Source organism: Vibrio sp. 10N.261.55.A7, from assembly GCF_002877365.1.
Taxonomy (GTDB): domain Bacteria; phylum Pseudomonadota; class Gammaproteobacteria; order Enterobacterales; family Vibrionaceae; genus Vibrio.
Map to the genome: position 1 here is coordinate 1 of NZ_MCWZ01000224.1, position 9,520 is coordinate 9,520.

The window sequence follows — 9,520 nt, forward strand, 5'->3', positions numbered from 1 at the left end:
CCTACTGTGTATCACCAACATGATGCTGCACGGCATTGAAGTGCCAGTGCAAATTAAACACGGCAATACGCTGAACAAACCGCTTTCAAGCTGGGACAGCAACATTAACGTGATTGCAACCAACCCTCCGTTTGGTGGCACAGAAGAAGACGGCATTGAAAAGAACTTCCCAGCCGAAATGCAAACTCGTGAAACGGCTGATTTGTTCCTACAACTGATCATAGAAGTGTTAGACGAAGGTTCAGAAACGCAAAATGGCGGCCGCGCAGGGGTAGTATTGCCAGACGGTACATTGTTTGGTGAAGGCGTTAAAACCAAAATCAAAAAAATGCTCACCGAAGAGTGTAACCTGCACACCATCGTGCGTTTACCTAATGGGGTATTTAACCCATACACAGGCATCAAAACCAACATTCTGTTCTTCACCAAAGGTAAGCCAACCAAAGACGTATGGTTCTACGAGCACCCATACCCAGAAGGCGTGAAGAACTACAGCAAAACCAAGCCAATGAAATTTGAAGAGTTCCAACAAGAGATTGATTGGTGGGGTAATGAAGATGATGGTTTTGCTAGCCGCGTAGAGAATAATTACGCATGGAAAGTGCCAATCGCCGACATCATTGAGCGTAACTTCAACCTAGATATTAAAAACCCTTATCAAGGTGAAGTGGTAAGTCACGATCCAAACGAGCTATTAGAGAACTACCAACAGCAGCAGCACGAGATCTCACAACTTCGCAATCAACTTAAAGGCATTCTAGGTGAAGCCCTGAAATCGTCTATGGGTGGTGCTGAATAATGAGTGCTGACCAATCATCTATGAATCAGTTGATCACCGACAATATCGACATTTGGACTTCAACCGTTAAAACCAAGTCAGCTTCTGGTCGTGGCAGCAGCAAAAAGCGTGAGCTTTATGGTGTGAAGAAGCTACGTGAGCTGATCTTAGAGTTAGCGGTGCGCGGTAAGTTAGTGCCGCAAGACCCAACTGATGAGCCTGCTTCTATTTTGCTTGAGCGAATTGCGGAAGAAAAAGCGCAGTTGGTCAAAGATAAAAAATTTAGAAAGAGTAAGAAGCTTGATGATATTGAATCTAGTGAATGTCCTTTCAATATTCCTAGATCTTGGCAATGGTGCTATCTGAGTGATATTGGGGCGATTGTTGGTGGAGGTACTCCTAAGTCTGGTGAAGAATCCTTTTGGACTGAAGAGGGAGTTAAGTGGCTTACTCCAGCTGATTTATATGGTTTAAAATCAAAGTATATCGGAAGCGGTAAACGTGATATCACAGACCTTGGCTTAGAAAAATCCTCTGCACAACTCTTACCAAAAGGTAGTGTATTGTTTTCGAGTCGTGCTCCAATCGGCTATACAGCAATCGCGGCAAATGATTTATCTACAAATCAAGGGTTTAAATCTGTAGTTCCTGTTTTTCAAGAGCTATCTGACTACGTATATTACTTTTTGAAACGTTCAGCGAAGAACATTGATGCTGAGGCGAGTGGAACCACATTTAAAGAAGTATCGGGAGCTGTAGTTTCAAAGGTGTTGACACCACTTCCTCCTTTAAATGAACAACACCGCATTGTCGCCAAGGTCGATGAACTCATGACTCTCTGCGACCAACTAGAGCAACAAACTGAAGCCAGCATTGAAGCGCATCAGGTATTAGTGACTACGCTGTTAGACTCTTTACTGTTGCCTTCGGCAACGGCTGAGGGCTCTCTAACCAACTCTGCTGATGCCGACGAGCTAATGCAAAACTGGGCACGAATCAGCGAGCACTTCGATACCTTGTTCACCACCGAAGCGAGCATCGATCAGCTAAAACAAACCATCCTGCAATTGGCGGTAATGGGTAAGCTTGTTCTACAAGACCCAAATGATGAACCCGCTGCAAAGCTCCTTGAGCGTATTGCAGAAGAGAAAGCACAGTTAATTAAAGAGAAGAAAATCAAAAAGCAGAAAGCACTGCCGCCGATTGCTGATGATGAAAAGCCGTTTGAATTGCCGAATGGGTGGGAGTGGTGTCGTTTGGGGGAGGCTTGCAGAAAGCTAACTGATGGTTCCCACAATCCACCGCCTAATCATGAAGGTGGTTATCCCATGCTTAGTTGTAAAGAGATATATGATGGAAGGATAGATTTTTCTTTGGCTTCAAGATATGTAGATCAAGGTGGTTATGATAAAGAAAATAAGCGAACAGCTATAAAGTCAGGTGATGTTCTTTTGAATATTGTTGCGTCAATTGGACGCTCAGCGATTGTTCCGCAACAGTTTCCGCCTTTTGTTTTGCAAAGGAATGTAGCAGTTCTTGATAGTAAAATAGAATCTAAATTTCTAGCAGAGTTTTTAATGTCGCCAATCGCATTAGATTATTATGATAAAAATGCAAAGGGGACAGCACAGAAAGTTATTTATTTAGGAAAACTCTCAGAAATGCTAATGCCAGTGCCACCTCGGTCAGAACAAGATAGAATTGTAACCCAATTGAATGACTTAATGGGAATCTGCGACCAACTTAAAGCTCGCTTAAAAGAGTCTCAATCTACTCAACTACACCTCACTGACGCTATTGTTGAACAGGCGGTGTAATCGTGAGCCTTTATAACATAGCCAACAAAAACCTTACCGCTTTAACGCCAACCACGTTTGCAGCTGAAGGGCTGCAAGAGCGTCAAGATCTACAAGAAGCGCTTAAAAGCTGCATAGATGCTATCGCGCCTGATTGTTTGGTGATTTCTGAAGAGTTTTCTGATTGGGAAGACAGCCGTCGCCGTATTGATCTATTAGCCATCGACAGGAATGCGAATTTAGTTGTCATTGAGTTAAAACGTGATGAAGTAGGCGCTCATATGGAGCTTCAAGCACTGCGTTATGCTGCTATGATCTCTACCATGACGTTTGAAAAAGCGTGTGACTACTTCGAGCAATACATCGAGAAAGAAGGCACGGAATTAGATCCTCGTGAAACCTTACTAGAGTTTATTGATCTTGATGAAAGCAACCTGAAAGACTTTGGTAACGATGTTCGTATTGTTCTAGCATCCGCTGACTTTGGTAAAGAGCTGACAACCTCGGTACTTTGGTTACGTGATAAAGGCATCGACATCAGTTGCGTTCGTTTAGCTCCTTACCGCTACAAAGACGATGTTCTAATTAACGCTGAGCAAATCATCCCTGTACCGGAAGTGGAAGAGTACCAAGTAAAATTCCGCGAAAAGCGCCAAGAGCAACGTGTAAGCAGTAAGTACGTAGATAAAGACTACTCTGAATATCAGTACAAAGGGGCGGTATACAACAAACGTCACCTATCCTACGCGTTGCTTAGCGATTGGATAGATAAACATAACCCGCAAGACCTAGACCAATTACAAGCTGCATTTAACGGTGTGTTGCGAAAGTCAGTATTCACCCTTGTCTCAGACATCCCAGAGAATCGTTACAAGCGTTTCCACATGAAAGAAGATCAACAGATTGAATTAGAGTCAGGTGAAGTCATTGCCATCTCGAACCAGTGGGGCGTCGGTAATATTTTTAAGCTCATCGAACGCGTTAAGCAAGATGGCTTAGAGGCAGTCCAGAGCAGTTGAATTACGGTTAATGAAAGAGCTTGGAACAAAAATTTACAACCTTAACGAACTCGAAGGTTATATGTTTAAAAACGGCACAACAAAAACAACTGAAATTGGTTATGTAAATCGTAATAACCAGAAAAATCATGGTACTAGAGGTGTTTCTGGTAATGACCATTGCCAAGTTTCCTACAAAATAGAATGCCTTGAAATTGGCTGTGGTGCTGTTTATGGATCAAATGGTACTGACGTATTTCAAAGAAAATGCCCGAACTGCCAAGGTGGTAAGCCAGGGATCGGTTTCTAGTCACAATTTGCTCTTACCAAATTTGATTTAATGGAAATAGCAGCAATACTAAAACTTAGATATTCTAAGTTTTAGTGGTGGCATGTGAAAAAGGACATTCAATTTTACCCTGACGAGTCGCTCGAAAGCTTCTTGTTGCGCTTATCGCAAGAGCAAGGCTACGAGCGATTTTCTCATTTCGCCGAAGATATCTGGTTCGACACCATGGATCAGCATGAGGCGATTGCTGGTGCTTTCCCCTTAGAGCTCGAACGAGTCAATATCTACCACGCTCAAACCACAAGCCAAATGCGGGTGCGAGTGCTTATCCACCTTGAGAACCAATTAAAGCTCAACAACTTTGGTGTATTGCGCCTAGCGTTATCACATTCAAAAGCTCAATTCTCTCCGCAATACAAAGCTGTTCATAGATTTGGTGTCGACTACCCTTTTGCTTTTCTGCGCAAGCGCTTCACGCCTATTTGCCCTCTGTGTGTTAACGAAGCACCCTACATTCGCCAGCAGTGGCAATTTATCTCTCACCAAGCTTGTGAACACCATGGCTGTAAACTGGTACATCACTGCCCAGAATGTAATTCACGGCTTGAGTATCTAAATACCGAGAGTATTAGGCAATGTGAGTGTGGCTTTGATCTTCGTGATTCGCATGTAGAAGTTGCATCAGAGGCTGAGCTCTTAGTTGCTCGTTGGCTTTCTGGCAGTGATTCAAAGCCATTGGGGCAGCTTGAGGCAGAAATGACTCAATCGGAGCGGTATGGTTTTTTACTATGGTACGTTAACCGTTATGGCGATGTTGAGTCCATCAGCTTTGAGTCATTTGTCGAGTATTGCTCTTGTTGGCCTAAAATGCTTTGGCAAGAACTCGATGAGTCAGCCAAGAAAGCCGATCTGGTACGAGTCAAAGATTGGAAAAAGACGTTTTTTTATGAGGCTTTTGGTGCTTTGCTCAAAGAGTGTCGCCAATTACCGAGTAGGCAGTTAAGCCGGAACGCTGTACTTACGCAAGTGTTAGCCTACTTCACAAAACTTATGGCAACACTCCCTTCAAGCACTAAGGGAAATGTAGGCGATGTTCTGCTTAGCCCGTTAGAAGCCTCTACGTTGCTCTCTTGCACTACCGATGAAGTGTATAGGCTGTATGAGTTTGGTGAGATAAAAGCTGCCATTAGGCCACGAATGCACACCAAAATAGCTAGCCACGAATCAGCATTCACATTAAGAAGTGTTATCGAAACAAAGTTGACCCGAATGTGCTCTGAAAGTGATGGTTTAAGCGTATACCTACCTGAGTGGTAATTATGACGAAATTAAGTGATTTATTAGCAATTGAAGCCGAGACAGTAAAGCAAGCTGCTCTAAAGAAGATGTTCATGCCGTATACAGAAGACGTCGGTATTGATGGGCTGGAAAAAGAAGCTCTGACTATTTTGTTGAACTTAAGCTCTAATCATAAAGGAGATAAATGCACCGATTGGTTGGATGTTGCTCGTGCTAAAAAGTACTTAAAAAATGCTGAAAATCTGGCTGCGTCTTTTGCTGAAATCAGATGGTTCCACACACATAATCTCAAGTTTCCTGATTGCCGCGTCAAAGAGCAGCGTATTATTGCAAAGCCTCTTCCTACATCTGAGTCATTTATTTCAAGTATAAGCCTAGATCAGCGCTTTGGTTGGGCGCACAATTCAGGGGTCTATCGCCATCCCTTATGGCTACTAAACCCTTTTAACTGGCAATCAAAAGCAGTAAATATCCTATTGCTAATTCAGCAGGAAAACCCTTTTTGGTTAGACCTGCTTCAAGAGTTTGGCTTGAGTGCTAAGGCAATAGCTCGTTTACAGAAGATACTGATAGATGATCTACCCGAAGTGACCTTTCCAGATAGTGTGAGTAACTACAGTAAACAGTTAAGGTTTCCTTGGGAGGATGATTATGTGTCGATCACACCAGTGGTGAGTCATATAGTCCAGAGAGAGCTCGAAGTGAGATCGAGATGTAGAGAGAGCAAACTGAGTTTTGTATCCTCGTCACTGCCAAACTCTGCTAGCGTTGCTAATTTATGTGGAAGTTTAGGTGGGAATATGAAAGTTCTAAATTACCCGCTTGATGTAAAACCTGTGGCAAATAAAACATTACCAGAGAGCCGCAACAAGAACGGCCAATACTTTGATGATTATCAGGTAACCAATCACAAAATTTGTCAGGTTTTAAATCACCTAATCGGATCTGAGCCCTCAAAAACGCAAAAGCAAAGAGAAAGCTCACGCAGAGTTAGAAGTAAGATATTACGGAAGCAAATCGCGTTGTGGATGCTACCGCTCATTGAGTTAAGAGATTTAGTTGATGCTGAACCGAGTCAACAGCAATTAGAACATGATGATCCTTTAGCTCAATCATTTCTTTCGCTACCTGAATCAGAGTTTCCCTCGTTGGCGAGTGAGTTTAATCAACGTCTTCATTTTGCTTTCCAAGAGAACAGGTTTACAACGAAATTTGCTTATCACCCTAAGCTGATGCAGGTAGTAAAGGCTCAGATTTCGTGGGTGCTTGAGCAGCTCAGTAAACCAAGTAGTAACGAAGAGCCTGCAATAGGTGAGCAATATATTTATCTGTCATCAATGAGGGTACAAGACGCCGTAGCGATGAGTAGCCCTTACTTGTGTGGCGCGCCTTCTTTGACGGCTATTTGGGGCTTCATGCACCACTATCAAAGAGAGTTTAACAAGCTTGTGAACAGCGATTCTTCCTTTGAGTTTTCTAGTTTCTCTTTTTATGTTCGCAGTGAAAATATTCAATCGACAGCAAAGCTGACTGAACCCAACTCAGTCGCAAAAGCTCGGACTCTATCTAATGCAAAACGGCCAACCATTCGTAGTGAGCGATTGTCTGAGCTAGAGATAGACCTGGTGATAAGAGTGAATAGTGAGGGTCGAATTTCTGATTTTAAGTCAGCGCTTAAGACCGCACTTCCAGGCTCGTTTGCTGGAGGGGCGCTATATCAACCACTGATATCATCACAGATTGACTGGCTCAGAACCTTTACCAGCAAGGCTGAACTTTTCCATGTTTTAAAAGGGCTACCTGCATACGGGCGATGGTTATACCCAAGCGAAAAGCAGCCTGCGAGTTTCAATGAACTAGAGCAGTTTTTAGCAAAAGACTCAGATTATCTGCCTGTTTCTATTGGCTATCATTTATTAGAGCCTCCTACTGTTCGGGGTAACTCAATCACAAACAGCCATGCCTATGCAGAGAATACTCTTGGTATTGCTAAGCGCTTGAACCCAATAGAAGTTCGTTTTAGTGGAAGAGATCACTTTTTTAGTCAGGCCTTTTGGTCGCTAGAATGCAGTAGCGAATCTATCCTTATAAAAAACGATAGGAATTAATCGCTTATGGAACTTTGTAATCAGTTGAACTACGTACGATCACTCTCTACCGGCAAGGCCTATTTCTACCATTTGTCTAACGATGGTGAGATGTGTCCCCTTGAGATCGACAGGACACGATTGCGAGCCCCAAAAGGTGGTTATTCCGAAGCCTATAAGGGGGACAAGTTTGCTGAAAAGAATGTTGCTCCCCAAGATTTGGCTTATGCTAATCCCCAGTTCATCGAAGAATGCTACGTAAAGCCAGGTGTTGATGATATCTACTGCGCTTTTTCACTTAGAATCCGAGCGAATTCGCTAAACCCTGATGTGTGTAGTGATGATGGAGTGCGCCTTAAACTTTCATCATTGGCTAAAACCTATAAAGAGCTCAATGGGTATTCCGAACTCGCTCACCGTTACGCAAAGAACATTTTACTTGGAACATGGGTTTGGCGTAATCGAGAGTGCCGAAAATTGACAATTGAAGTAACAACCAGTGATTCAGAAACTTTGGTTATAGAGAATGCGACAAGGCTTTCTTGGTACGGGCATTGGGATGAAAGCTCAAAAGAGTGTTTAGAAAAGCTCACTGCCTATTTGATGAAGGCACTATCTGACCCAACTGAATATTTCTATATGGATGTGAAAGCTAAAATTGGCGTTGGTTGGGGGGATGAGATTTACCCTAGCCAAGAGTTCTTAGATAGCCGAGAAGATGGCATTCCTACTAAGCAGCTAGCAACCGTTGAATTACAGAGTGGAAAAGAGACGGTTGCGTTTCATGGGCAGAAAATTGGTGCAGCATTGCAGTCTATTGACGACTGGTGGCACGAAGAAGCAGACAAACCCCTAAGAGTTAATGAGTATGGAGCAGATAGGGAATATGTAATTGCAAGACGACACGTAACTCTTAAGAACGATTTCTACCAACTACTCAGAAATACAGAGAACTGGATTGAAAGTATGGCTGCTTCTCAAACTATTCCTAATGATGTTCATTTCATTATGTCGGTCTTAATCAAAGGCGGGCTGTTTAACTGTTCAAATCCAGAGTCAAAGAAAAAGTCAAAAACGAAGGCTAAGTAAGGGATAACCATGACCAAGCGTTACTACTTCTACATACGTTATATTCCTGCCCATGCTGACTTCGAACTTTTGGCGGGTAGATGCATCCATCAAATGCATTTGTTTATGGTCAATAACCCAAAAGCAATGAATAAAATTGGTGTGAGCTTTCCAAGCTGGAGTGAATCTTCAGTCGGCCAAACCATAGCCTTTGTTGCTGAAGATAAAGAGATGATGATTGGACTCTCTTTCCAACCCTATTTTTCATTGATGGTGAAAGAAGGGTTATTTGAACTATCGAGTGTCTGTGAAGTACCTGAGAACTTGGATGAAGTAAGGTTTGTTCGCAACCAAACGATTGAAAAGAATTTCTTAGGTTCAAAGAAGAGAAGAATCAAACGCAGTATGGTGAGAGCCGAGCTTGAGGGGAAAGAACAACCGTTGCCTGTAGCAGTGGAAGAGCGTGTTATTGACCACTTCCACAGAGTCCCAATTTCTAGCGGTTCATCAGGGCAAGATTATATTTTGTTTACGCAAAAGGAGTTTGCAGACGAGCGTACAGCAGCGAATTTCAATAGCTATGGCTTAGCGACGAACGAAGAAAGAAGAGGGACTGTCCCTGACTTACGTTTTTGACCCTTTTTTGAAGAGTCTTTTTCTGGTTTTTAAAAACAAAGACTTACAGAGCAGTAAATTAAAAGGGTATTTTGGTAGGTTGTGATTTAAAGCACGTAGAATCAGATGGTTGGTGACTATAGTTAATAGTGTCCTGCCGCATAGGCAGCTAAGAATGATTCGTGGCGCAGACCGACATTGCTCGCTTAGTGTCCTGCCGCATAGGCAGCTAAGAATTGGATCGACGGTATCAAATTGAGGTTGCATTAGTGTCCTGCCGCATAGGCAGCTAAGAATATGAGCACTAGCCCAGAAACAACAAATGCTATGTGTCCTGCCGCATAGGCAGCTAAGAATAGGTCAGGAAGAAAGCAACCATCCTGCTGAACAAGCAGTTAATAACAAAACCATCAAGTTTAGACTTGGTGGTTTTTTACTTTTTGGCTTACTTGCGGCGTGAGCTTTAGAGCAAGCTTTAGAGCATTAGGTCTAACGTGCTTCTGCCCCTTTTCAAGTTAGCCTTAGAATGAATCGCCTATGTATAGTAAGACTTTTCCTAAATTTAATTCATGCGAATACCACTTAGTTTT

At 42.8% G+C, this 9,520-nt stretch carries 8 protein-coding genes; all 8 read left to right on the plus strand.

Annotated elements, in window-relative coordinates; genetic code table 11:
* On the plus strand, nt 1–799 hold a 799-nt coding region (locus BCU12_RS10860; protein WP_157939876.1), incomplete at its 5' end, for an N-6 DNA methylase.
* 20 nt (nt 800–819) lie between these two features.
* Nucleotides 820–2,595: a restriction endonuclease subunit S gene (locus BCU12_RS10865; RefSeq protein WP_241909809.1), complete on the plus strand. Its 1,776-nt coding sequence runs from the start codon at nt 820–822 to the stop codon at nt 2,593–2,595.
* A 2-nt stretch (nt 2,596–2,597) separates the two neighbouring features.
* Entirely contained in the window at nt 2,598–3,593 is a 996-nt protein-coding gene (locus BCU12_RS10870) for a hypothetical protein (RefSeq protein WP_102404296.1), read from the plus strand.
* Between the two features lie 10 nt (nt 3,594–3,603).
* Complete coding sequence (locus tag BCU12_RS10875; protein WP_241909810.1) at nt 3,604–3,882, plus strand: hypothetical protein; 279 nt, start codon at nt 3,604–3,606, stop codon at nt 3,880–3,882.
* A gap of 84 nt (nt 3,883–3,966) precedes the next feature.
* Nucleotides 3,967–5,178, plus strand: a complete 1,212-nt coding sequence (locus tag BCU12_RS10880) for a TniQ family protein (protein ID WP_102404297.1) — start codon at nt 3,967–3,969, stop codon at nt 5,176–5,178.
* 2 nt (nt 5,179–5,180) lie between these two features.
* A complete protein-coding gene (locus BCU12_RS10885; protein WP_102404298.1) occupies nt 5,181–7,268 on the plus strand; it encodes a type I-F CRISPR-associated protein Csy2 in 2,088 nt (695 codons plus the stop codon).
* A gap of 6 nt (nt 7,269–7,274) precedes the next feature.
* The gene (csy3, locus tag BCU12_RS10890) at nt 7,275–8,336 is read left to right on the plus strand and encodes a type I-F CRISPR-associated protein Csy3 (RefSeq protein ID WP_102404299.1); all 1,062 of its coding nucleotides are present in this window, start codon (nt 7,275–7,277) and stop codon (nt 8,334–8,336) included.
* 9 nt (nt 8,337–8,345) lie between these two features.
* Nucleotides 8,346–8,951 (plus strand): type I-F CRISPR-associated endoribonuclease Cas6/Csy4, encoded by a 606-nt coding sequence (gene cas6f / locus BCU12_RS10895; RefSeq protein ID WP_102404300.1) that lies wholly within the window; start codon nt 8,346–8,348, stop codon nt 8,949–8,951.
* Nucleotides 8,952–9,520: the final 569 nt, after the last annotated feature.